Here is a 22952-nt window from a genome sequence, read left to right as displayed (position 1 = left end):
GGCCGTGGTCGGCCAGCATGAGAGCCACGTCCGTGCCGTGCGCATCCGGCAGCTGTGTGGGTGGATGCCGTAGGGGCGAGCGACGGTCCGGCCGTTGGAGTCGCGGTTGGTCTTGGCGGGGGACACGATGACCTACGGGCCGTCGGAGGTGAAAGGCCATGGCTATGTCCAGAGCCGCGAGTTCGCTGCGCTAGGTGGCGAGGGCGAAGCCGAGCACGAGCAGCGCGGTATCGCGGGACAGCGGCAATGTCACCCCGACACCGGGTCAGGCTTTGCGGGGCCCCCCTGTGCTGCCTCGCGCACCATCCGGTTGGCCGTCTCCGGCTCGTACCCGCTCGCTCGAAGGAGGTCACTCGCGGCCGTGCGGAGCTGGGTCACCATCGCGTCGGCGTACGAGTTCAGGCCTCGTGCGCGGGCCTGGCCGGCCAGGCGTGCGGAGTCCAGGACCGCCTGGCGTGTCTGCTCCGGTGGCTGGCCCCGCCGGGTTTCCTGATGCAGTAGCTGGACCGCCTGGGCGAGCCGCTCCAGGGCGGCAATGAGTTCCTCCGGTGCTGGCTCGTCGTACTGCAGGCTGGTGGTGGCCCAGCGGACCAGCTCCCGGCACTCGAGCGCCACCCGGTCAAAGTGCTGCATGCCACGCCGGTAACGCTCCACATCCTGTCGGCGACGCCAGCGCGGCGGCGAGATGGTCACCACCTCCTTGGCGCCAGCCAGTGCCTCGTGCAGCCGGGCGAGGTCGGGTTCCATGCCGCGGAGTTGGTCGAGTGCCCGCATCGCGCGGTCCGGGTCGCGCTGTCTCAGTGCGTGTGCGATCTCCCGAAGCTGCGCGCCGAGCGCTTCGACTACCGGTGCGGCGGTGCGGTCGAGAACGCGCATCGGGTTGATTGGCAGCAGAAGGGCGCCTACCACCAGCCCCACGACGCTGCCCACCACGGCGTCGAGGATCCGGGGCAATTCGAGGTCTCGTGAGGTCGGTGACAGCGTGGCGATCAGTACCGCGGTACTGCCGGCCTGGGCCACCAGCGCGCCACTTCGTCCGGTCAGCAGCAGTGCGACGGCGATGGCCAGCGTCACCACCAAGCCGATCTGCCAGGGCCCGAACCCGATGTAGAGCACCAGAAGATCGCTGAGTAACAGGCCCAGCCCGACGCCGAGCATCAGTTCGAACGTACGTTTGGCACGCTGCCCGAGGGCGGCGACGATCGTGCCGACCGCCGCGCTCGGCGCGAAGACCGGCGCTGGCCTGTCCAGCACCTCGTGGGCGATCGCCCAGGACAGCGCAGCCGCGAGCCCGCACTGGACGGCGACGACCAGGATGATCTCGAGGTGTCGCAGCCGGAGCCTGCCGCCTCACCACCGCGGCGCCGGGCCCGCGCCGTCATGTCCTTGGCCTGCTCGGCAACGGTGTCGGGGCCGGGCCGGTCGTCCCGATCAGCGCCCATGACCGGAGTTACCCCGCTCGTTTCTTCCGAACCCCAGGGCCCAGCGCGTTTGTCGCCAGCGGGCAGCTCGGCGTCAGAGCGACTCGCACGCGCGATGGCACCGGTCTGAATGTATTCCTCGCCTTCGTGAGCTCACGCGGCTCCCACCACCTTCGGGTAGGTCTCGGACGGGTCCCGCGACAGCGCGGCCTTCAGGGCGACGCTGTCGGCGTCGGCGAGGACCTCGAGCCGACCGGCATCGACCCCGTCGAGGGCAGCCCGGGCGACATCCTCGGGTCGGTTCTTGGGCACGTCAAAGCCTGCCATCATGTCGGTGTCCGTGCTGGCCAGCACCAGCCCTGTCACCTGTGTGCCCTGCGAGGCCAGCTCGACCCGGACGCCGTTGGTGAGTGCCCACAGCGCAGCCTTCGACGCGCCGTAGCCGTTGGAGTGCTCGTATCCGAGCCACGCCATGACCGACAGCACGTTGAGGATTGCGCCGCCACCGTTGGCCGCGAGCACTGGCGCGAACGCCCGCACGACCGACAGTGTCCCGAGGAAGTTGGTGTCCATTTCCCGGCGGATGTCGCTCAGGTCTCCGGTCACCAGGGGCGCGTACGTGGTTACGCCCGCGTTGTTGATGAGCAACGTCGTATCGGACGCGACGCGGGCGGCTTCGGCGACCTGCTCCGGGGTGGTGATGTCGAGCCTGAGCGGTACGACGCCGGGAAGATCGATCTGTTCGGGGTGGCGTGCTGCGGCGTAGACCTTGGACGCGCCCCGGTCGACGAGTTCTTGAGCGAGAGCGCGGCCGATGCCGCGGTTCGCGCCGGTAACGAGGGCGACGGATCCTTCGATTTGCACGGGAATTCCTCCATGAGTCAGCCCGGCGGGCTCGGCGGGGCAGGACCGGGACGCGATATACGCTAGAACCTGACGTTGGCGTCAAGGGCAAGTCTGGTGTGAGGAGGGGAACAGTTCGTATCGGCGAGGTGGCGGCCGCGGCGGGCGTGAGCACCCGGGCGCTGCGTTACTACGAGGAGCACGGCCTGCTCAGCTCACAGCGCAGCCCGAGCGGGCAGCGGCACTACAGCGAGGACGCGGTCGAGCGGGTGCGCTGGATCCAGGCGCTCTTCGCCGCTGGCCTTTCCAGCAAGGCGGTCGTCGAGCTGCTTCCGTGCGTCCACACCGGGATCGCCACCAGCGCGATAATCGAGCGTCTCGAAAAGGAGCGCGCCCGCATCGACGCCCAGGTACGCGACCTGTCCGCTACCCGCGACCGGCTCGACGAGATCATCGCGGCCGCTCACGACCACCGTCGCTGACCCGCCCGCGACAGGTCTCACGCTCAGGCTGCCCGCTGATCGCCACCGCCGTCCGACGGTGACGATCAGCGGCTTCGTGGCGGTGGTCGCGGTGGACCGGGCCGACGGCGAGACAGTGTTTTCGACGAAAGTGATCAACGACGAGTCGCAGATCCTGCCGTTTTATCGAGTTGGCTCGCGAGCAGGCCAGGGAGGTGCGGCGGGCGGATCGAACACGGCGCAACCCTCGGCATCGACGTCGAAGTCGTCACCAAGGGCCCACAGGTCAGAGGGTTCTCAGTGGTTAAGCGGGGGTGGGTGGTCGAGCGCACCCTGTGCTGGATCATGCTCCACCGGCGCCTCGCCCGTGACTACGAAGCCCCACCCGACAACCTCCGCCAGCATGATCCAACTCGCGATGATCGATAACTTCACCAAACGGGTCACCAACGAAACCACCCCAACCTGGCGAGGCGACTGAAGGGACACCACTCGCAAAATACGTGAGTCGGACGCCCCTCTTAGTCGTTGGGGAAACGGGCGCCCGTCGAGGAGATGCCGGTCACCCGGCCCGCCCGGGACCGGGTGACCGCCGCGGAACGACATGCCAGGGGCTGGCGACGGCGGGCAGCGGTACGGCCCCGCTATCGGCGGTTCTGCCGGTTGCGCCGTCCAAGAGCGACGGCCAGGTCGTAGGCGTGCTGGCTGGGACCGAGGTTGGCGACGCCCTTGCCGACGATCTCGAACGCGGTGCCGTGCGCCGGGGTCGCGATCGGGACGGGAAGGCCCCCCTGCACGGTCACGCCCCGATCGAAGCCCATGAGCTTCATCGCGATCTGGCCCTGGTCGTGGTACATCGTGATTACGCCGTCGAAGTCACCGTTCCTGGCCTTGATGAAGACGGTGTCGCACGGATAGGGGCCGGTCGCGTCCATTCCCTGAGCCCGGGCTGCCTCGACCCCGGGGGCGATGTGCTCGATCTCCTCGCGGCCGAACTGGCCGTTCTCGCCGGCGTGCGGGTTGAGCGCGCAAACGGCGAGGCGGGGTGCCGCGATTCCTGACCCCTTGAGCACGTCGTCGAGGAGGCGGATGGCCGCGAGGACCGAGTCGGCGTTGATCCGCGCAGCGACGTCCTTCAGCGGGATGTGCGAGGTCACCCGGGAGGTGACCAGTCCGGGTATGAAGTTCAACTCGGAGGTGGTGCCCTCGTAGCCCAGGTTCTTGGCGAACCAGCGGAGCTCGTCCTCCTCGTGCATACCGGCCAGATGCAGCGAGCCCTTGTTCAGCGGCGTGAACATGATCGCGTCCACCGTGCCGGACCCGTAGAGGCTGAGTGCCTTGAGCAGGTCGGCCATCACCCGTTCGCCCGCCGCCTTGCTGACGGTCCTGCACTCCACTGGCCGCCCGGACAGCTCACTGCCGACAAGGACGGCGTGACCGGGAGTCGGCGCGTCGGCCACCGGCACCTCGACGCCGACCTCGGCGGCGACCGCCTTGAGTTCGGCCGCGTCGGTCAGGACGTACACCTCGGCCTTGTGCAGGTTCTCGGGCGTGGCCAGGAGTCGAACGGTGAGCTCGGGGCCGATGCCGGCCGGATCGCCCATCGTGAGCGCGACCCGCGGCAGGGCCTCGGAGACGGTCTGGCGCATCTGCTTCCTCTCTTGGGCGTTCCGGCCGGGAGGTCCGGTACGCTCTCCGTCAGGATCCCTGTTTCCTATAGGATCTACTCAGCAGCTCGCCGAGTCAAGGTGCTCTTGCGGCTCCCGCCCCGTCCGGGTCAGCTCTCGGCGAGCGAGCGGGCGCGCACGGCCAGCAGGTGCGTCCGCATGGCGTTCTCGGCTCGCTCGTTGTCGCCGGAGGCGATCGCGTCGAGGATGTCGCCGTGCTCGGCCAAGGCCTGGTCGACGTCGGTGAGGCCGTGTCCGAGCAACTGCCGCAGTCGATGCACCTGAGGCGAGAGGAACTCGGCCAGCTGCAGCAGATACTGGTTTCCGCAGTGGCTGAGGATCACGCGGTGGAACGCCCAGTCCGCGGTGTAGTACCGGCGGACGACCGACCAGCTCGGCTCGTCGTTTCTCGCTCGCATGCGCTTGACGTAGTCGCCCGCGAGCACGTGGTCGGAATGCGCGGCCTTCAGCTCCAGCAGCGCCACGTCCGACATCGGTACGGCGCCGCGCACGGCGGCGACCTCGAGGATGGTGCGCGCGTCGACGAGTTCGGACATGCGCTCGGCCGACAGCGGCGGGGCCACGCGGTAACCCTTCAGGGCGGCCCGGGTGACCAGGCCCGTGTGCTCGAGCTGCACCATCGCCTCCCGCACCGGCGTAGGGGAAACGCCGAGTTGGCGGGCGAGGGCGTCGATGCTCAGGGATGCGCCCGGTTTGACCCTGCCTGCGAGGAGAAGTTCCAGGATCGCGTCATAGACGCCATCCCGCAGGGCGCGTCGCTCGACCGGCCGACCGAGGTCGGGCTCGAGTGGGTCGCCATCGGAAGTCATCGACGTTGTCATGGTGGTTGAGATCCTACCGTCCGCACCTCTGGACACAGCCCGCATATTCATGGATCCTACAGGATCTATGGGCAACGATGAGGCAACCGCCCGGCAATGACACGGCAACGTCGATCGGAGACAGGCATGGTTTGGACGGCAGAGCAGTGGCCCATCGGCGCTGCCCTGATCCAGTTCCCACGGCGCACTCGCGATGGCATCACCGTCGAGGACGCCGGCCCCACCGAATGGGCCAGGGTCCTCGGCGAGGTCACCGCCTGCGGGTTCCAGCACGTCGATCTCACCGACACCTGGCTGCGTCCGGGCGACCTCACGGATGGCCAGCGCGAAGACCTGGTCCGCACGCTCAAGGACGCGGATCTAGGGGTGACCGCGATCTCGGTCATCCGGCGCAGCATCCTCGACCCGGAGCACGGCGAGGCCAACGTCGACTACGCGCTGCGTACGGTCGAGGCCGCGGCGAGCATCGGCACCGGAGTGGTCAGTCTGGGGCTGCACCGGCCGCTGACCGCGCAGCAGCGGGCCGCGGAGTGGTTCTGGACCCAACCCGGGGCCGTCGACCAGCAGCGGGACGAGGCCAGTTTCGACCTTGCCGTCGCGCGCTTCTCGCGCATCGCGCTGCATGCGGCAAGCCTCGGTATCCAGCTTTCGCTCGAGATGTACGAGGACACCCTGCTGGGCACGGCGGAGGCCGCCGTCGCGCTCGTCCAAGCCATCGACATGCCGAACGTCGGCCTGAACCCTGACATCGGCAACCTCATCCGGCTGCACCGGCCCATCGACGACTGGGAGCAGATGCACCTGAAGACTCTCCCGTACGCCAACTACTGGCACGTCAAGAACTACTACCGCGACCATGACCCGGCGACCGGCGCCTACTTCACGGTTCCCGCCCCCGCGGAGTCCGGCCTCATCAGCTACCGGCGCGCGATCGAGATCGCCCTCGAGGCGGGCTTCCAGGGCCCCATCAGTGTGGAGCACTACGGGGGTGACGGGCTGAGCGTGTCGGCGCGCAACCGTGACTACCTGCGCGGCGTCCTCCGGGCGAAGCTCGGAGCCCGGCGATGACCCGCCTGGTCAACGTGGCCCCGGACTTCGCCGGGGAGGCGCTCGAAGGATTCGTGGCCGTGCACCGCGAGCACGTCATCCCGGTGCACGGCGGGGTGGTCCGCGCATCGGCCACCCCGGCCGGAAGGGTCACGGTGGTGCTGGGGGGTGGGTCGGGCCACTACCCGGCCTTCGCCGGTTGGGTCGGCCCGGGCTTCGCGCACGGTGCCGTCTGCGGCAACATCTTCGCATCGCCGTCCGCGAGCCAGGTGTACTCGGTCGCCCGCGCCGCCGACGCCGGCGGTGGCATCATCCTCGGCTTCGGGAACTACGCCGGCGACGTCCTGCACTTCGGTCAGGCCGCGGAACGGCTGCGCGCCGAGGGCATCGACGTCCGTACGCTCGCCGTGACGGATGACATCGTCTCCGCCCCGCCGCAGAAACGTGATCAACGCCGCGGCGTCGCGGGCAACATGATCGTCTTCAAGATCGCTTGTGGTGCGGCGGAAGATGGCCTGGACCTGGATGCGGTGGAGGCGATCGGCCGCTGCGCCAACGACGCCACCTTCTCCTTCGGCGTCGCCTTCGACGGCTGCACCCTTCCCGGGGCCGGACACCCCCTGTTCACCGTCGAGCCGGGGCACATGGCGATCGGGCTGGGTATCCACGGTGAGCCCGGAATCGGCAAGCAGCGGCTTCTCGGTGCCGACGAGCTGGCGGATCTGCTGGTTGGCGAGGTCCTCGACGGGGCCGGGGCCAGCCGGTCGAGCGGCCGCGTGGCGGTCCTGGTCAACGGCCTCGGCTCGGTTAAGTACGAGGAACTCTTCGTCGTCTACCGTCGAGTCGCCCATCAACTCGGGAAGGCTGGCCTGACCATCGTCAGGCCGACGGTCGGAGAGCAGGTCACCAGCCTGAACATGTCCGGCCTCTCGCTGACCGTCACCTTTCTGGACGACGACCTCGAAAAGTACTGGGTCGCGCCGGCGGACGCTCCCGCCTTCCACCGCGGCCCCGTCAGCGACGAACAGCCCCGCCGCGTACTCGCGGTCGCCGGGCCTGCGCGGCGCATCCAGCCAGGGTCGCCCGCCTCGCGCGCCTGCGCCGCCCGCGTCGCGCGGGCAATGGCCCATGTCCGGGACGTCGTGCTCCAGCACGAGGCCCGCCTCGGCGAGATCGACGCGGTCGCCGGCGACGGAGACCACGGCATCGGCATGGCGCGCGGCACCGCGGCCGCCGCGGAGGCGGCCGAGGTGGCGGCCGATGAACGGGCGGGTGTCCGGGGACTGCTGATACAAGCGGCCGAGGCCTGGTCCGAACGGGCCGGCGGCACCTCGGGCGCCCTGTGGGGTGCGGCACTCACCGCCGCCGCCGGAACGTTGGACGACGAGAATGTGCCGACCCCAGATGACATCGTCCGGGCGACCGGCGCGGCCGTCGCGACCGTCATGCGACTGGGCGGCGCCGAGCCCGGCGACAAGACGTTGGTCGACGCCGCCGTGCCGTTCGCGCAGGTGCTCGAGGCCCGGACCGAAGCGGGAACGCCGTTCGGCGCCGCGTGGTCGGCCGCTGCGCACGCCGCGACGCAGGCGGCAGAGGCAACCGCGCACATACCCGCGCGTCTCGGCCGCGCCCGCACCCACGGCGACGGCAGCATCGGCACGCCCGACGCGGGCGCGGTTTCCTTCGCCCTGATCGTCAGCGCTCTTGCTGTTCACTTCGCCACCGACCAGCCCCGGGAGCAGCCATGACTCTTCGGATCGTCATCGGCGCCGACAGCGCCGGCTTCAGCTACAAAGAGGCGCTCAAGGCCGACCTGGCCGACAACCCGCGGGTGCGCGAGGTCATCGATGTCGGCGTCGCCTCGGGCGAGGACGTCGCCTACCCGCACATAGCGGTCGCCGCCGCGCGACTGATCGCTGAGGGGACGGCCGACCGCGCCCTGCTCGTGTGCGGCACCGGACTGGGCGTGGCCATCGCCGCGAACAAGGTGCCCGGAATACGGGCCGTCACGGCTCACGACTCGTTCTCCGTCGAACGAGCCATCCTGTCCAACAACGCCCAGGTGCTCACCTTCGGCCAGCGCGTCATCGGGCTTGAGTTGGCCCGCCGTCTCGCCCGGGAGTGGCTCACCTACTCCTTCGACCCCAACTCCGCGTCCGCGACCAAGGTCGCGGCGATCTGCTCGTACGAGGGTGACTGACCGTGGTCCTGTGGGTCGGCACCAGCTGGAAGATGAACAAGACCCGGGCCGAGGCCGTGTCGTTCGCCACCCGGCTCAGGGACGCGGCGGCTGGCGGCGGCTGGCCCGGTGTGCAGCCGTTCGTCGTCCCCCCGGCGACCGCGATATCCGTGGTTCGCGACGCCTTGGGGCCGGATTCTCCCGTCGTCGTCGGCGCGCAGAACGTTCATTGGGAGGACGCCGGAGCCTGGACCGGCGAGGTGTCGGTGCCGCAGGTCGCCGATGCGGGGGCGATGCTCGTCGAGATCGGGCACTCGGAGCGGCGCGAGCACTTCGGTGAGACCGATCGGACCGTCAACCGAAAGGTGCGGGCGACTCTTCGCCACGGCCTGACAGCGCTGTTCTGCGTGGGAGAGTCCGCCGAGGTGCGGGCGGCCGGTGGTGCGAGACAGCACGTGCTCTCGCAGGTGGCTGCCGCTCTTGATCGGGTGCCCGCCGGATCGCGCGTGCTGCTCGCATACGAACCCGTCTGGGCGATCGGAGAGCAGGGCCGGGAACCCGCGGTCGACGAGATCGCAGAAGTCACCCGGGCGCTTGACGCCGAGTACGGGGCCGTGGTGACCGCCCTGCTGTACGGGGGGTCGGTCAACCCGGGGAACGCGCGGGACCTGCTGCACACCCCCGGCGTCACCGGGCTGTTCGTCGGGCGCAGCGCCTGGAACGTCAATGGATACCTTGACCTGCTACGCATCGCGGCGGACGTGGCCCACAAGGCCGGCCAGGTGCCAGCGACGACCGTCCCACACTGACCCCGCGGAAGGACCCCTCCCTCCACCAACCGAAGCTCAACCACCACCAACGAAAGGGTCGTCATGAAGCGCAACAGCTTGCTGCTCACCGCGGTCGTGGCCGCGTCGGTTCTCATCCTGACGGCGTGCGGTGAAGCCAAGGGCCAGAAGTCCGCCGGAGGCGACGGAGAGACATTCAAGCCCAAGGGCAACGTCACCATGGTCGTTCCGTACGGGGCGGGCGGCGGCAGCGACATGTCCGGCCGCTCGATCGCGGCCGGCTTGGAGGCCGTCGTCCCCGGCCTCCGGATCAACACGGAGAACCGCGTTGGCGGCTCGGGCGCCGTCGGCTACTCCTACTTCCTGAGCAAGACGGGTGACCCGAACTACCTCCTGCCGAGCGAGACGGCGTTGCTGGCCCTGCCGCTCAACACCAAGGTGGGCTTCGACTACACGAGGTTCACCCCGATCATGAAGGTCGGTGACGACTTCACCCTCGCCGTCGTACCGGCGAGCTCGCCGTGGACGACGTGCGCGGACCTCGTGAACGCCAGCAAGTCTGGACGCGTCGTCGCGGGCATCTCCGGTGTGACCGGCCTGGACAACGTGGTCTTCACGCTGACCGAGCAGGCTACCGGCGCGAAGTTCGACCGGGTCCCGTTCGAGTCGGGCGACGAACTGCTCGCGGCGCTGCTGGGCAACCAGATCCAGGTCGCGTCGCTCAACCCCGGCGAGGTCGTCGAGCAGCTCAAGGCCGGGAAACTCAAGGCGCTCTGCGCGTTCTCCGAGAAGCGGTACGAGTACCCCGAGCTGAAGGACATCCCGACCGCGAAGGAGCAGGGGATCGACGTCGCGTTCGCCCAGTTCCGTGGCCTGATCGCGCCGGGCGGGATCAGCGACGGAGCCAGAAAGTTCTGGATCGACGCGAGCAGGAAGTTCATCGAGTCCGACAAGGCGAGGCAGTACATCGCCAGCAACTACCTGCAGCCGAACGCGCTGTTCGGTGACGACTTCACGGCGTACCTCAAGGAGAACAACGACACGCTCAAGAAGGCCCAGGGCGAGTGAGCACGCTGGCTCGTATCCGCGGCAACGGCGAGGCGACGGCGTATGCCGCGCTCGCCGTGGTCGGCCTCGCCGCCGCGGCAGGAGGCATCTACTACGGTGTGTTCGTCGACGGCGGTCGGGTGGGTCCAGGCTTCCTGCCGGTTCTCGCCGGCGGCCTGACCGCGGTCCTCTGCGGCTGGATCGCCCTCCGGTCCGTGCACGGCCAGCCGAGCCACCGTCCGGGCGGGGCTGCTGCCGGGGCCGGGCCGCACGCCGCCGAGGGCACCGACCTGATGGAGAGCGGTGCGGACGACGACGTCGACATCAGCGGGCGCACCAGGCGGGAGCGGATCCGCAACCTCTGGAAGGTCTTCGGACTGACCCTCGGCGCGATCCTACTCGTGCAGGTGGTCGGCTTTCTGGCCGCGTTCGGCGGCCTTGTCTTCGTGATCTCCACCTGGGTCGAACGGCAGGCGCTGCTGAAGTCCGCGGTGATCGCGGCCGTCGCCACCGGGCTGATCTACGGCGCGTTCGGGCTGTTCCTGCACGTCCCCCTTCCCGGGGGGCTGCTCGGAGTGGGAACGGAAGGCTGAGCGGTGATCGACAACGTCATTCTCGGGTTCCAGACCGCGCTGACGCCCCAGAACCTGCTCTGGTGCTTCGTCGGCGTTCTCGCGGGCACCGTGATCGGATTGCTGCCAGGGTTGGGGTCGACCACCGGTGTGGCGGTGCTCCTGCCACTGACCCTGGACTTCGAGCCCGTGACCGCGCTCATCATGCTCGCCGGGATCTACTACGGGGCGCAGTACGGCGGAACCATCACATCGGTGCTGATCTCCACTCCGGGTGAGGCGTCGAGCGTCGTGACGACGCTTGACGGCTATCAGATGGCGAGGCGGGGGAGGGCCGGCGCGGCACTGTCCATCGCCGCCATCGGCTCCTTCGTGGCCGCCATCTTCTCGCTGGTCCTCCTGATGGTGGTCGCGCCGCCCTTCGCCGACTTCGCGCTGAAGTTCGGTCCCGTCGAGAACCTGGCGATCATGATCCTGGGCCTGGCCACCATCGTCAGCTTCTCGGGGGATTCGAGGATCCGCGGGTTTGCGATGGCCGCGGCCGGGCTGCTGCTGGCGACCGTCGGGCTGGACGCCGGGACGGGCACGTCACGGTTCACGTTCGACAGCGTCAACCTGCTCAGCGGTGTGCCGTTCGTCGAGGTCATGATCGGGCTGTTCGCCGTCGGCGAGGTCATGTACCAGATCCGGATCGGCGCGGCGGCGCCGATCCGGACCCGCTTCCGGGACCTGCTCATCACCAGAAACGAACTCCGGCGCAGCGTGGGCCCGATCGGTCGCGGCAGCGTCCTGGGATTCCTCCTCGGCTGCCTGCCCGGCGCCGGTTCGACCCTCGCCTCCTTCATCGCCTACGGCGTCGAGAAGCGGGTCTCCAGGAACAAGGGCCAGCTCGGTCAAGGGGCCATCGAAGGGGTGGCATCGCCGGAGAGCGCCAACAACGCGGCGGCCAACGCGAACTTCGTGCCGACTCTCACCCTCGGCATCCCCGGCGGCGGCACGACCGCCGTCCTGCTGGGCGCATTCACCATTTACGGTTTGCAGCCGGGCCCGCTCCTCTTCCAGAACCAGCCGACGCTGGTGTGGGGGCTGCTGGTCTCGTTCTTCATCGGCAACGTGATGCTCCTGGTGCTCAACCTGCCGATGGCCCCGATGTTCGCCCAGATGCTGCGGATCCCGTACGCGTACCTGTACCCGATCATCCTGTTCACCAGCTTCGTCGGGGCGTACTCGATCGACAACAACATGTTCAGTGTCTGGGTCGTCTTCGTCTCGGGCGTCGCCGGATACTTCATGAAGCTCTACGACCTGCCGATGGCTCCCCTTGTCCTCGGCCTGGTCATCGGACCCCTCTTCGAGAAGGCGCTCACCCAGACGTCGGCCCTGGGCGACGGTGACCTGCTGATCGTCCTCTCCCACCCGATCGCGCTCGTCGTGCTCGCCCTGGCCGTCCTGTTGGTGGCCGGACCGGCGCTGGCGAGGTTGCTACCGCGCAACACGCCGGCCGAGGAGCGCGAGCCCGCCGGTGTCTGACGGACCGTCCCGGGATCGCGGGCAGCGATCCCGGGACGCACCCTTGGGTCGTAACCCGTAGCGGTGTCCGGACTGGCCTGATCCGCTGACGTGACCTGACTCGTCGCCCGACAGACTCGCCGGAGAGTGCTGGCAGGGCTCAAAGCCAGGGTGGTGGGCCCTCGAAGGTGAGGGTGTGCACGTCGAACAGGACCGCCGCCTCCACGCCCAGCGCCGGCCCGCCCTGGCGGGCCGCCCAGCTGAGGAACGGCCCGGGTTCGGGGCCGGCCACGCCCAGGCCACTGGTGTACTCGGCGTGCGCAGCTAGCGAGGCGATACCGCGCTGCAGCGGCGCGCCGGTGACGTCCACGCCGTGCGTGGGGCGCTCGGCACCGGCGAAGCAGACGTAGCGCACGCCGCCCCAGGGCGGTAGCCCCTCGTCCACCAGTTCTGGGAAGATCCACCGGTTGCCCGCGTCGCGGGCGGCGTCCAGCGTGGCCAGTCCCACCGCCCGGTGGTCGGCCTGGTTGGTCATACCGCCCACCATGCGGACGGTGAAAGCGCCCGAGACGATGACGTCGGGACGGTGCCGGCGGATCGCCCGCACGATGTCGCGGCGCAGGCCTGGACCGTACTCGACGACGCCATCGCGGTGGTCGAGGAACTCCACGACGTCCACGCCGACCTCCCGGCCCGCGGCGCGCTGCTCCTCCTCGCGCAACGGCGCGGCCTGGTTCGGGTCCATGGCGTCGATTCCTGCCTCGCCCCGGGTGGCCAGCAGGTAGGTGACCTGCTTGCCCTGCGCGGTCCAGCGGGCGATCGCCGAGGCCGCGCCGTACTCGATGTCGTCCGGGTGTGCGACCACCGCGAGGCAGCGGTCCCAGTCCTCGGGCAGTGCCGGTAGAAGCTCGTCCACGGTCCACACCGTATCCGCCTGCCGCCGATCAGTCACCGGCCGTGTCGGCAACACTGACATCCGTCCAGCAGGCGATAATGAGCGGGTGGATCCCAGCCGGCTGCACCCGCAGGCGCGGGCGGCGATGCAGGTCCAGCAGCGTGTCCCGCTCACCCGGGCGACCCTGCCGGCGGCACGGCTCAGCATGGTCCAGGCGACTCCGGCCGAGGTGGGCGGCGGACCGGCGATCCGGTCCGTGGTGACCGTCGACGCCGGCGGCGTGCCCGCCCGCCTCTATCGCGACGGCGATCACGACGCGATGCCGGTGGTCCTTTATGCCCACGGCGGGGGCTGGGCGATGGGCAGCGTGGACACTCACGACGGGCTGTGCCGGCACCTGGCGGCCGCGTCCGGCTGGGCCGTGCTCTCCGTGGACTACCGGCTCGCCCCCGAGGATCCGTACCCGGCCCCGGTGGACGACATGGCGCGCGCGCTCACCTGGCTGCGCGGGCCCGGGGCGGCTCGGCACGGCCTCGACCCGGGCCGGATAACGGTGGCCGGCGACTCCTCGGGAGGGCACCTGGCGGCGGTGACCGCTCGGCGCGCCCGGGACGCGGGCATCCGTCTTGCGGGACAGATCCTCATCTGCCCGGTCATCGACCCCGCGGCCGACTATCCGCCCCTGGACGAGTACGGCCTGGACCGGGAGGAGATGCGGTTCTTCTGGGACGCGTTCGCCCCACCCGGCGTGGACCGTACCCAGCCGGACCTGGACCCGCTGCGGGCCGACCTCACCGGCCTGCCCCCCGCCGTGGTCATCACCGCCGAGCTCGACCTGTTGTCCGCCGAGGGTGAACGGTACGCGGCCAGGCTGCTGGCGGCCGGCGTTCCCGTCACCGCGACCCGGTACCAGGGGCTCATCCACAACTTCCCGCGAAAACTTGCCCTGTTCGACGCCGCCCATATCGCCCTGGCCCAGTTGACCGCCGCGCTGAACCGTTGGTGAAAGGGTGCGGATATTGCGGGTGTCGAAAACCCTATCCGGGCAGGTCAAGCGAAGATCAGCCGAGTGGGATGGCGCCGCGAAGGCGCAGCCCGGGTTGGAAACCGGTTCGTGTCGATCCTCGGACACCAATCAGAGTAGAAGCAAAAGGGCCGTTGACCTGGCGTTACTCAGGTGAGCGGCCTTGATCGTTTCTCGGGCTGCTGCCGCCTGGGCTCACCGTGGGCTCACCAACCTGGACGAGGATCGCCCACGGCGTGATCTTGCCTCCGGGCGTCGATGCGTTGACCACGGGGGCACCCATCGGGTAGCGAGGTCCACTCGGAAGCGGGCGGCGGGTCGGTTGGCCCGCCGTCCGCTCGGGCGCCACCGACCCGCCGGTAGCCGAAAACCTCGTCCACGCAGGTCACGCGGCATGCTCGTACTCGTGGAGGATGCCGCCGAGGCGATCGCGTCCAGGCTCTGAGAGATTCGCAGGCCGGGATCGCGTGCGCGGGGCGGTCAGGAACTGTTGCACCTTCGCCGCGGTCAGCTCTGTCGCCGGGCCGGGCTCGGCGCCTCTGGGCTCCGCCGGCCACCTGAAGCAGATCGCTCGATTCCGCTGCCGCAAGTAGCGCCGGAGGTGACAGCCGCGTACGTGCTGGGATCCTGGAGCTGGTCCGCCGCGACCCGGTCGAACTCGACCAGGTCGGCGCCGCGGTGGACGACGTCGACCGCCCAGTCGCCGCCGAGAACCGGGCAGGGCCAGGGCCGGGTTGGCGGGTACGTCCGGGCGGTGTGACATCCATCGCCCGTGGGAAGGCCCGGGTGAGCCTGAGACGTTGTCCGGCACATGCCGGAGACGGATGCGGTGGTTATCGGGGCCGGACAGGCGGGGCTGTCCAGCGCGTACCACCTGCGCTCCTCCGGTCTTGACTTGGCCGTCCTGGACGCCAACCCGGCACCCGGCGGGGCGTGGCAGCATCGGTGGCCGACGCTGCGCATGGCGACCGTGCATGGGATCTTCGACCTGCCCGGCATGCGCTTCACGCCTCCGCCGCTGGACGAACCAGCCGCTGACGCGGTGCCGGCCTATTTCGCCGCCTTTGAGAGGGAATTCGGCATCGACGTGCAGCGGCCAGTCGCCGTTACGGCCGTCCGGAACGCTCGCGACGGACGACTCCTGGTCGAATCCGACAACAGCACCTGGATCACCCGGGCACTGATCAACGCCACTGGAACGTGGACCAGGCCGTTCGTGCCGTACTACCCGGGACAGGAAACGTTCCGCGGGCGGCAGCTGCACACCGCCCACTACCGGGGGCCGGCGGAGTTCGCAGGGAAGCGGGTGGTTGTCGTCGGGGGCGGAACGTCGGCCGTGCAGCTCCTGGTCGAGATCGCCGACGTCGCGGCGACGACGACCTGGGTCACCCGCCGGCCGCCGGTGTTCCGGGACGGGCCGTTCAGCCCGGACTACGGACGCGAGGTGGTCGCCAAGGTGGAGGCACGGGTACGGGCCGGACTGCCCCCGGGAAGCATCGCCAGCGCCAGCGAGCTGTCGTGGACACCGCAGCTGCTCGAAGCCCGGGAGCGCGGTCTCCTCCTACGCCGGCCGATGTTCGACCGGATCGTCCCCGACGGCGTCCAGTGGCGCGACGGCGCGGCACAGGACGTGGACGTCATCCTCTGGTGCACCGGCTTCCGGCCGGCGCTCGACCACCTGGCCCCGCTGCGGCTGCGAGGGCCCCGCGGCGGCATCGTCGTGGACGGCACCCGGGTGGTCGCCGACCCCCGGATCCACCTGGTCGGCTACGGGCCGTCCGCGAGCACAGTCGGCGCGAACCGCGCCGGGCGGGCAGCGGTCCGCGAGCTGCGCGCGCTTCTGGCGGCGCCCGCCCCGGCCTGACCGAACGGCGACGGTGGATCCGTCAAGGACAGGTGCGGCTGGCGACGGACTGGACCTGCGCGCGTTCGGGCAGGCGCCCGACACAAGCCTGTAGGTGCCGAAAACACAGTCCGGGCAGGTCAAGCGCGCGTCGTTATTCGTGGTGGAGGCCGCCGAGTCGGTCTCGTCGTCGGATGCTCGGGCAACCCGGTCGGGCGTGTCAGGCCCCAGCAGAGTGGCTGTCAGCCGAGCGGGATGGCACCGAGAAGCCGCAATCCGCGTTGGGAATCGGTTAGTGTCGATCCTCGGTCACAATTTAGTACATGATCCACCGTCTGGGCCGGGACAGCCAGCACCAGCGGGACCCGTCAGCGGGTGATCCGCCGGGGCCGGCCGGGCGGGCCGCCCGGCTTCGGCCGGTAGGCGGGTAGCCCGATGGCGATGGCCAGCATGCAGGCCGCACGGGTGTCGAACGCATCCGAGACGTCCTGGTCGCAGAAGGTCAGGCCGGTGCCGCCGTGACCGAGGGTGAAGGCGGCCAGTTGCAGGCGGCCGGCGGCCACCCCCGCCTCGAACTGGGCGACCCGGTACCCGCGCTCGCCGTACCCGCCGAGCACCTGGTCGAGATCGGCGCAGGCGAAGTCGGTGTACGCCGAGTCGCCGCCGAGCGGCTGGTCGAGGCAGAGCCCCTGGCTCAATGTTCGAACCTTGGCATCCGGCGCCGGCCGGCGCAGCTGCGGCGGGCCGTCGACCTGCTGGTACAGGCCCGGCTCCGTGCCGTGCACCGCGTGGACTGCGACCTCGTGGGAGAGCAGGGTGGTCCCGGTCGGGATCGCGTCGGCGGGGACCGCTCGGGTCGCCGCCGCCATCGCCCAGTGCAGCAGCTCGGCGGGGGCGAGTTGGCGGCGCATGCGCCGGGTGGAGCCGCGGCGCAGGATGACCGACTCGATCGGCTCGCTGCCGGCCCCAACCGGTGCGTCGACGGTGTCGGTGGCGCGGGGCAGGCCCGCGACGGCGGCCGCCCGCCAGCCGGTCACGTCGTCGCCCGTGGTCAGCTCACCGGCCTGCTGCACCCGGTTGACCAGCGGGAAGTCGACCGGCGCGGGGGAGAGCGGTGTCGGCGGGAACGGCGGCGGAGGTAGCTCGACCGGCTCGGCGGCGGCGATCGCGGCGGGTCGGCCGCAGGTGATCACCGCCACCGGGAACTCCGTCACGCCGTCGACGCCGAGCAGGCGAGACACGGCGGCGTCGACGAAGCCTAGCCGTACCCGCGCCGGTAGCCCGTGGCCTTCGGCGACGGCGAGCAGATTCGCCAACATTGTCCCGGCGTCCCAGTAGACGTGCCGCCACCCCCGTTCGGCGTACTTCCACGCGGTGCGCCACGGGAGGCCGGTGACGACGAGGGCGAGCGGGCCGGCCGCGACGTCTGGGTCGGCGGTGGCGTTGGCCAGCGCCCGGCGGTGGTCCCCGGCCGCGAGTGCCTCCAGGCCGAACACCTCCGGCGCGAAGTGGTACAGCCCGGCGTCGAGCCCGGCCACCTCGCCGGCCACCACGTACATCTCGAGGGGGTGAAGATTGCCGGCGGAGGGGGCGGCCCTGAACCAGAGGTTGTCTCCGGCGGTTCGGGTGACGCCGGCCGAGTAGAACAGCAGTCGGGCGAGGAGTTCGCCGTCGATGGTCGGGTCGCTCGGCGGTACGCGTCCGGACAGGGTCGCCGCGGCCGGCGCCCCGGTCGGCGGCAGGTCGCGGGGCAGGGGGTGCATCGGCGCCCCGAGATGGCGTTTGAAGGGCTGGGGCCGGTTGCTCGGGTCCATCGGGACGAACCCCGGGACACCCGGCGGCCGGCCGCCGCGGCACTGGTTCGTCTGGTGGTGGTAGAGCCGGGTCACCTCGCCGGTGCACATCCGCCGCGCATACCCGCCGGCGCCCGGCGTATGCCCGAACGAGCGCGGTGCCGGGCGCGGCAGCCGTCCGCGGCCCGCACCCGCCGCGCAGCCGTCTTATCTCGGTGCTGTCGCCGGGCGCTGCGGCAGGCACACCTCCCAGCCGGAGGTGGTGAGGTTCGGCACCGGAATCCGGTGCCAGTCCTTGGCCCAGTCGGGCGGGGCGGAGTCCTTGACCAGCAGGGCGAAGCGTCCGGTCGCCGCGGCGTGCCGCAGCTGCGCGATGCTCGCGTTGCGGTTGTATCCCCGGTCCTCCAGCGCACGGCAACCCGCGTAGTAGGCGATCGGGATGGCCTCGTGGCCGGAGATCACGCACGGCGGTCGCACCCCGTGCGACCGCAGGGTCTGGACGAGGCGGGCCCAGTCGCCGCGGCTGCGGACCTGCTCCGCCACGACGTGGTGCAGGATGCCGGCCTGGATGGCGAGGTGGCCGGCGAAGCCCAACGCAACCACGGCGGCAACGACCCGCCGCCACTGACCGACGGCCGTGGAGAACAATGCGGCGAGCCCCGGGATGGCGCAGACCAGAGCAACGGCGTAGGCCGGCAGCAGGAACCGGGGTGCGGAGTATCCGATCAGGAACAGGTACGGGAAGGCCATGGCGGCGGCGACCACGAATGGCAGCCATGCCGTCCGCGCCATGCCCGCCAAGTGAGCCGCCCGGACAGCCAGTGGCACCAGCACCGCCAGCGCCAGCCACCACAGCACCGCCGGCCACCGCACGGGGCTGTCGCACGGGCGGCACAGGATCGGCCCGTCCAGGGTGCTGATCACGTGCCCGAGGGAGAACTGCAGCTTCGTGCCGCCCTGCACGTGACCGGCCTGACGGATGCGTTCCAGGAGCCCGCCGTAGCGCAGCTCGGCCTCGACCGCCCACGGTGCGCCGCCCAGCACGAGGCCTGCGACCACCGCCGCGGTCAGCCGCCACCGCCGGAACGCGGGCACCGCGACGGCGGCGGCGAGCAGCGGGAGCCCGAGCCAGAAGGCGTCGGCCGGACGCATCAGGGCGGCCACGGCGAGGGCGGCGACGAGCCCGAGGTACGCCCCGGGCCGGGCTGGCTCGGCCGCGGCCAGCAGGAAACACCCGACCGCCGCCACTGCCGCCATCGCCGTGTAGTGGTTGGGCATTGCGGCGTTCGCGTAGAACAGGGCGGTCCAGAGGCTCCCGTACAGCCCGGCGGCTATCGCGGCGGCGCCGGGCCGCCGTGACACCCGCGACCACACCCAGAACCCCAGCCCGAGCGACGCCGCCGCGGTGACGGTGAGGAACAGGCGAAGCACGACGGTGGAGTCGAGCCAGGACGCTACGGGCCACACGAGCAGGGTCACGCCCCGGGCGCGCGGTGCGCTCATGAATGCCGGCGGCGCATGGGTGCCGTGCTGGCTCACATAGACGACCTCGTCCCAGCCGAGGTCGAGACTGGCCGGTACCGCGATCAGCGACGCGGCGGCGAAGATCACGCACACCGCGACCAGGGGTCGCGCGCCGGACCGGGATGTCACGGATGGGGAGAGCACCAACACCTCGCTCGACGAGTCACGCCAGGCCGCGTCCAGCGAGGAGGGTGGGGTTGTGCGAGCAGCCCTCACTTTATTTGAAAGCGGGACCTATTGGGTCTTTTCTGCGAATCCGACTATCGGTCAGACCTTGGTCGGTCTGTAACTCGGTGATTTGCTCGGAGGGGGGTCGAGTGCGGCGAGCCGGGCGGAACCGGCGGGGCCGGGTGGGCTGATGCTGTTCTCGCCGGGCGGATACCCGTAGCGCGTCTCGAAGTCGAGGAGAGCGGAGGCGGCAGCGTGTCGCAGGTCCTCGCGCCAGTTTCTCAGTCGGTTCAGATCCATACCGTCACCTGACGGGGTTCGTGCTTGACGCGTGATCGACGCCCGCAACGGCCTGGCCGCAGTCTTGCTGTGGCACGCGACCGCTCGCCTCGGCCGCCGCGGACCGCGAGAGCCCGTACAGCACGGCGCCGAAGTGGCGGCCTACGCCGATCAGCGACTGTGCACGATTGGCTGGCCGACCTGGCGTCGCGCAGCCCTGGCGGTCGTCCTGCGACCCCACCGCCAACCGTCGAGGCTCGGTGGGAACTGCTGACGGCGAACGGCCTCGGCCGGGCCATCTGCCATCCCGGCACCACCTATCAGCAGGTCGACGAGTTTTTCGGTGATCTTGCACCACACGCCACTGGCACCGCCAACGACTGGGCGGCGTCGCCTCACCTCCTCAACAACGTGCCGAAGTGGGATCACACGGCGGCGCGCTGGCGGTAGCGGGCCATTTTGTCGCGGCTGCCGCAGACCTCCATGGAGCACCAACGGCGGCTGCTAGCCCGCGACGTGTCCAGGTATAGCAGCGTGCACGTGTCGCTGGAGCATTGCCGCAGGCGGTTGGCGTGGGGGCCGGCGAGCAGGTCGACGCCGTCGCGAGCCACGAACGCCAGCAGCCCGCCGGCGGTGGGTTCCACGAGACGTTTCGCCGAGCCGTCCGCCGTGAGCCGGACCGCGGGTGGCGCCTTGGCCGCCCAGCGGTTCACCACATCGATGGCTCGCCGGTCCAGCGGTTCCTGGAAGACCCGGCCACGCATCAGCCGGTAGAGGGCTTCGCGCAAGTCACGGGCGCTGCGGAGGGTCGAGGCGGAAACCGGCACGGTGATGTCGGCCAGACCCGCCTCGATGAACCAGCGCGCGAGATCGGCCGGGGCAGGGATGCGTTCGACGCTGGGGTCACGCCACCGCAGGCCGTGGGTCGCGGTGAAGTCGACCGAAACCCGCCCGCCGACGAACCGGAAGGCCGCCTCATCCTGAAACACCGCTCGATGATACCGGTTCAACCGGTATCACAGATCACTCCACGCGCGCTGTTGAGTTACCGGCTCGACTAGTAACGTCTCGGCGCATGAGGATTCTTGTCGTCGGAGCGGGCGCGACCGGAGGCTACTTCGGCGCCCAGCTCCAGCAGGCCGGCCGGGACGTCACCTTCCTCGTCCGACCCAAGCGCGCCGACGTGCTCCGCGAGCGCGGGCTGCGAATCACCGGCCTGGGGACCGAGACCGTGCTCATGCCACGGCTCCTTACCGCCGCCGAGATCGACGGGCATTACGACGTCGTTCTCGTCTCGGTGAAGGCGACCGCGCTGCCGACGGCGATCGACGACATCGCCGCTGCGGTCGGCCCGCGTACCACGGTGATCCCGTTCTTGAATGGCATGGCCCACATGGACGCGCTGAACGAGCGGTTCGACGTGGACGCCGTGCTCGGCGGCGTAGTCCGCGTCCTCACCACGCTCGACGCCGAGGGTGACATCGTCCGGCTGGGCACCCTGGCCGATATCCTCATCGGCGAACAGCAGGGTGGCACGTCGCAGCGCGTCGAGCAGATCGCTGAGGTGCTGTCCGACGCGGGCTTCGACTTCTCCGTCTCGCCGGACATCCGCGGAGCCATGTGGCACAAGTGGGTCTTCATCAGCACGCTCGGCGCCCTCAACGCCCTGGTACGCGGTTCGGTGGGCGACGCCGTGGCAGTCCCCGGAGGCGACCGCCTCGGCCCGCAGATCGCAGCCGAGGCCGCGGCCGTCGCCGCAGCGGCCGGGTATCCGGTGCCGAAGCAGGTCCTCGACAACGTCCAGGCCTTCGTGACCCGGCCCGGTTCGGCCGACACCGCCTCGCTCTACCGGGACCTGATCGCCAGGCAGCCGACCGAGGCCGAGCAGATCTTCGGCGACCTCACGGCGCGGGCCCGTGCGCTCGGCGTACCCACTCCTCTGCTGGACGCCACGACGGTGGCTCTGCGCGTGCACGAACAGCGCCTCAGCTGCGGATAGTGTGCTGTCATGCAGGCTCAGCCGCCGCTTGGCCTACGTCTGTCGCCCCTCGCTAGGGGGCCAGACGTCGCGCCCCTGATGCTGTCTGTGGCGGTGCTGGGGCGCAGAGCAGCGCCATCCAACGGTTCGGAGTACGGGTGTCGTGCACCTACCTGGCCGGTACGCCCTCACGAGCCTGATCGGCGGCGTCGCCGTCCATAGCCTCGGGGCATCGCCTGCGTGCCGAGGTCGAGATCCTGCCGGCCCTTATGAGCGGCGCCGCCGTACCGATCCGCAACCAGGGCACGGCGAGCGGCGGATCCTCCGTCCCACCGGCGACCGCGGCAACCGGTCGGGCTGCCCATCCGGCCCCGACCACCGGTCCGGCCCCGACCAGGACGCCGCCCCCCTACCAGCGGACCGGCGCAAATGACCGGACCCGCTCCGACAACCGAGCCACCCTCGCTGGAGCCCTCCATGCTCGACCTTTGCGTGGACCCCCTACGGCTACCGCTAGTGGAGGCGCTTCTCTGTCCATCAGCAAGTCCTTGAGGTGCCAGCTACTTCGCTTGCGTCGCCCCATCCCTCATGCAGCAACCGCTAGCGGTTGCCCGGATGCGAGATGTGTGTTCTGTCCGAGCGGCGACCGGCACTCAGATCTGGGGGATGACGTGCTGGGCGAGTTCGGTGAACTTGCTTTGCGGCACGATCGTTGGGCCGGTGAACAACAGCAGTCGCAGCTCCTTTTCGTAGGGCACGGCGACGGCCAGCACCCGAGCGCCGTCGCTCTCATAGGTAACGGCGTCCGTGCCCAGATCTTTGATCCTGGTCGTCTTCGCGCCGCTCCCGTTGGCGATGGCGTCGATCGACTCTCGCACCGTGTCGGCCCGATCCGGGTTGACCTGCACAATGAAGGAGAGTGCTGGCAGGTTCAGCCGGTCGTAGCATTTGATCTTGGCGGTTGGGTGGGACAGGATGTTCCGCTGTGCGTGCGATGTTGACCTTGGGTGATCGGGAAGAGATATCCCGTGGCCTGGCCGAAGGCTTGGAGTTCAAGCAGATCGCGGTCCTG

The 22952-nt window shown here is 70.1% G+C and carries 22 protein-coding genes and 1 pseudogene; 14 read left to right on the top strand and 9 right to left on the bottom strand.

The genetic code is table 11. The features are described from left to right. Window positions 1–249 precede the first annotated feature (249 nt). On the bottom strand, window positions 250–1254 hold the full coding sequence (locus DKT69_RS25885; RefSeq protein ID WP_236648352.1) for an FUSC family protein: 1005 nt from the start codon (window positions 1252–1254) through the stop codon (window positions 250–252). 320 nt (window positions 1255–1574) lie between these two features. Continuing rightward, the gene (locus DKT69_RS25880; RefSeq protein WP_109804106.1) at window positions 1575–2285 is read right to left on the bottom strand and encodes an SDR family oxidoreductase; all 711 of its coding nucleotides are present in this window, start codon (window positions 2283–2285) and stop codon (window positions 1575–1577) included. A gap of 128 nt (window positions 2286–2413) precedes the next feature. On the opposite strand from DKT69_RS25880, the gene DKT69_RS25875 reads away from it, so the two are divergent. Both DKT69_RS25875 and DKT69_RS39155 read left to right on the top strand, forming a co-directional pair. Continuing rightward, the gene (locus tag DKT69_RS25875; protein WP_236648351.1) at window positions 2414–2746 is read left to right on the top strand and encodes a MerR family transcriptional regulator; all 333 of its coding nucleotides are present in this window, start codon (window positions 2414–2416) and stop codon (window positions 2744–2746) included. 204 nt (window positions 2747–2950) lie between these two features. Then, window positions 2951–3206 (top strand): annotated as a pseudogene (locus DKT69_RS39155) (IS5 family transposase); the annotation flags it as partial. Window positions 3207–3369: 163 nt separating this feature from the next. Here the strand turns inward: DKT69_RS39155 and DKT69_RS25865 are convergent. Continuing rightward, window positions 3370–4374, bottom strand: a complete 1005-nt coding sequence (locus DKT69_RS25865; protein WP_109804104.1) for a 4-hydroxythreonine-4-phosphate dehydrogenase PdxA — start codon at window positions 4372–4374, stop codon at window positions 3370–3372. Window positions 4375–4502: 128 nt separating this feature from the next. Continuing rightward, window positions 4503–5234 carry a GntR family transcriptional regulator gene (locus DKT69_RS25860; RefSeq protein ID WP_109804103.1) on the bottom strand — a complete coding sequence of 244 codons (732 nt, stop codon included), beginning with the start codon at window positions 5232–5234 and terminating at the stop codon, window positions 4503–4505. A gap of 126 nt (window positions 5235–5360) precedes the next feature. Between DKT69_RS25860 and DKT69_RS25855 the strand changes: the two genes are divergently transcribed. The 7 genes from DKT69_RS25855 to DKT69_RS25825 all read left to right on the top strand — a co-directional run bounded on the left by DKT69_RS25855 (window position 5361) and on the right by DKT69_RS25825 (window position 12397). Continuing rightward, window positions 5361–6302 carry a sugar phosphate isomerase/epimerase family protein gene (locus tag DKT69_RS25855; RefSeq protein ID WP_109804102.1) on the top strand — a complete coding sequence of 314 codons (942 nt, stop codon included), beginning with the start codon at window positions 5361–5363 and terminating at the stop codon, window positions 6300–6302. Beyond that, a complete protein-coding gene (locus DKT69_RS25850; protein ID WP_109804101.1) occupies window positions 6299–8029 on the top strand; it encodes a dihydroxyacetone kinase family protein in 1731 nt (576 codons plus the stop codon). The genes DKT69_RS25855 and DKT69_RS25850 overlap by 4 nt, the downstream gene beginning before the upstream one ends. Further along, a complete protein-coding gene (locus tag DKT69_RS25845) occupies window positions 8026–8481 on the top strand; it encodes a ribose-5-phosphate isomerase (RefSeq protein ID WP_109804100.1) in 456 nt (151 codons plus the stop codon). Before DKT69_RS25850 ends, DKT69_RS25845 begins: the two co-directional genes overlap by 4 nt. Before the next feature lie 2 nt (window positions 8482–8483). Next, window positions 8484–9269: a triose-phosphate isomerase gene (locus DKT69_RS25840; protein WP_109804099.1), complete on the top strand. Its 786-nt coding sequence runs from the start codon at window positions 8484–8486 to the stop codon at window positions 9267–9269. Between the two features lie 63 nt (window positions 9270–9332). Then, the gene (locus DKT69_RS25835) at window positions 9333–10316 is read left to right on the top strand and encodes a tripartite tricarboxylate transporter substrate binding protein (protein ID WP_109804098.1); all 984 of its coding nucleotides are present in this window, start codon (window positions 9333–9335) and stop codon (window positions 10314–10316) included. After that, window positions 10313–10888 (top strand): tripartite tricarboxylate transporter TctB family protein, encoded by a 576-nt coding sequence (locus tag DKT69_RS25830; RefSeq protein ID WP_201749856.1) that lies wholly within the window; start codon window positions 10313–10315, stop codon window positions 10886–10888. Before DKT69_RS25835 ends, DKT69_RS25830 begins: the two co-directional genes overlap by 4 nt. A gap of 3 nt (window positions 10889–10891) precedes the next feature. Next, on the top strand, window positions 10892–12397 hold the full coding sequence (locus DKT69_RS25825) for a tripartite tricarboxylate transporter permease (protein WP_109804097.1): 1506 nt from the start codon (window positions 10892–10894) through the stop codon (window positions 12395–12397). 139 nt (window positions 12398–12536) lie between these two features. Here the strand turns inward: DKT69_RS25825 and DKT69_RS25820 are convergent, their stop codons facing one another. Continuing rightward, window positions 12537–13292, bottom strand: a complete 756-nt coding sequence (locus tag DKT69_RS25820; protein WP_236648350.1) for a PIG-L deacetylase family protein — start codon at window positions 13290–13292, stop codon at window positions 12537–12539. Window positions 13293–13377: 85 nt separating this feature from the next. On the opposite strand from DKT69_RS25820, the gene DKT69_RS25815 reads away from it, so the two are divergent. After that, window positions 13378–14277, top strand: a complete 900-nt coding sequence (locus tag DKT69_RS25815; RefSeq protein WP_236648349.1) for an alpha/beta hydrolase — start codon at window positions 13378–13380, stop codon at window positions 14275–14277. Between the two features lie 829 nt (window positions 14278–15106). Beyond that, window positions 15107–16159 (top strand): FAD-dependent oxidoreductase, encoded by a 1053-nt coding sequence (locus DKT69_RS25810; protein ID WP_109804095.1) that lies wholly within the window; start codon window positions 15107–15109, stop codon window positions 16157–16159. 347 nt (window positions 16160–16506) lie between these two features. On the opposite strand, the gene DKT69_RS25805 is transcribed toward DKT69_RS25810, so the two are convergent. Both DKT69_RS25805 and DKT69_RS25800 read right to left on the bottom strand, forming a co-directional pair. After that, on the bottom strand, window positions 16507–18042 hold the full coding sequence (locus DKT69_RS25805) for a SagB family peptide dehydrogenase (RefSeq protein WP_109804094.1): 1536 nt from the start codon (window positions 18040–18042) through the stop codon (window positions 16507–16509). A gap of 96 nt (window positions 18043–18138) precedes the next feature. Continuing rightward, window positions 18139–19584 carry a hypothetical protein gene (locus tag DKT69_RS25800; protein WP_146231208.1) on the bottom strand — a complete coding sequence of 482 codons (1446 nt, stop codon included), beginning with the start codon at window positions 19582–19584 and terminating at the stop codon, window positions 18139–18141. Window positions 19585–20082: 498 nt separating this feature from the next. Between DKT69_RS25800 and DKT69_RS25795 the strand changes: the two genes are divergently transcribed. After that, on the top strand, window positions 20083–20352 hold the full coding sequence (locus tag DKT69_RS25795) for a hypothetical protein (RefSeq protein ID WP_109804092.1): 270 nt from the start codon (window positions 20083–20085) through the stop codon (window positions 20350–20352). On the opposite strand, the gene DKT69_RS25790 is transcribed toward DKT69_RS25795, so the two are convergent. Beyond that, a complete protein-coding gene (locus DKT69_RS25790; protein ID WP_161557953.1) occupies window positions 20328–20891 on the bottom strand; it encodes a CGNR zinc finger domain-containing protein in 564 nt (187 codons plus the stop codon). The two genes, DKT69_RS25795 and DKT69_RS25790, sit on opposite strands and share 25 nt — an antisense overlap. Before the next feature lie 86 nt (window positions 20892–20977). Between DKT69_RS25790 and DKT69_RS25785 the strand changes: the two genes are divergently transcribed. Next, window positions 20978–21901 (top strand): ketopantoate reductase family protein, encoded by a 924-nt coding sequence (locus tag DKT69_RS25785; RefSeq protein ID WP_109804090.1) that lies wholly within the window; start codon window positions 20978–20980, stop codon window positions 21899–21901. 632 nt (window positions 21902–22533) lie between these two features. Here DKT69_RS25785 and DKT69_RS25780 read toward each other — a convergent pair. Beyond that, a complete protein-coding gene (locus tag DKT69_RS25780; RefSeq protein WP_109804089.1) occupies window positions 22534–22788 on the bottom strand; it encodes a hypothetical protein in 255 nt (84 codons plus the stop codon). Window positions 22789–22874: 86 nt separating this feature from the next. Here DKT69_RS25780 and DKT69_RS41445 point away from each other — a divergent pair. Then, window positions 22875–22952: helix-turn-helix domain-containing protein (locus tag DKT69_RS41445; RefSeq protein ID WP_438361781.1), on the top strand; the 78-nt coding region annotated here is incomplete at its 3' end.

Source organism: Micromonospora sicca (assembly GCF_003172935.1).
GTDB lineage: Bacteria > Actinomycetota > Actinomycetes > Mycobacteriales > Micromonosporaceae > Micromonospora > Micromonospora sicca.
The sequence above is the reverse complement of the archived record's forward strand: the minus strand, read 5'-3'. Positions and strand labels throughout refer to the sequence as shown.

Excerpts from the sequence above, each read along its gene's own strand:
- DKT69_RS25845 (WP_109804100.1), top strand. The coding sequence starts at position 8,026 with ATGACTCTTCGGATCGTCATCGGCGCCGACAGCGCCGGCTTCAGCTAC.
- DKT69_RS25805 (WP_109804094.1), bottom strand. The coding sequence starts at position 18,042 with ATGTGCACCGGCGAGGTGACCCGGCTCTACCACCACCAGACGAACCAG.
- DKT69_RS25860 (WP_109804103.1), bottom strand. The coding sequence starts at position 5,234 with ATGACAACGTCGATGACTTCCGATGGCGACCCACTCGAGCCCGACCTC.
- DKT69_RS25785 (WP_109804090.1), top strand. The coding sequence starts at position 20,978 with ATGAGGATTCTTGTCGTCGGAGCGGGCGCGACCGGAGGCTACTTCGGC.
- DKT69_RS25865 (WP_109804104.1), bottom strand. The coding sequence starts at position 4,374 with ATGCGCCAGACCGTCTCCGAGGCCCTGCCGCGGGTCGCGCTCACGATG.
- DKT69_RS25810 (WP_109804095.1), top strand. The coding sequence starts at position 15,107 with ATGCCGGAGACGGATGCGGTGGTTATCGGGGCCGGACAGGCGGGGCTG.
- DKT69_RS25835 (WP_109804098.1), top strand. The coding sequence starts at position 9,333 with ATGAAGCGCAACAGCTTGCTGCTCACCGCGGTCGTGGCCGCGTCGGTT.
- DKT69_RS25850 (WP_109804101.1), top strand. The coding sequence starts at position 6,299 with ATGACCCGCCTGGTCAACGTGGCCCCGGACTTCGCCGGGGAGGCGCTC.
- DKT69_RS25855 (WP_109804102.1), top strand. The coding sequence starts at position 5,361 with ATGGTTTGGACGGCAGAGCAGTGGCCCATCGGCGCTGCCCTGATCCAG.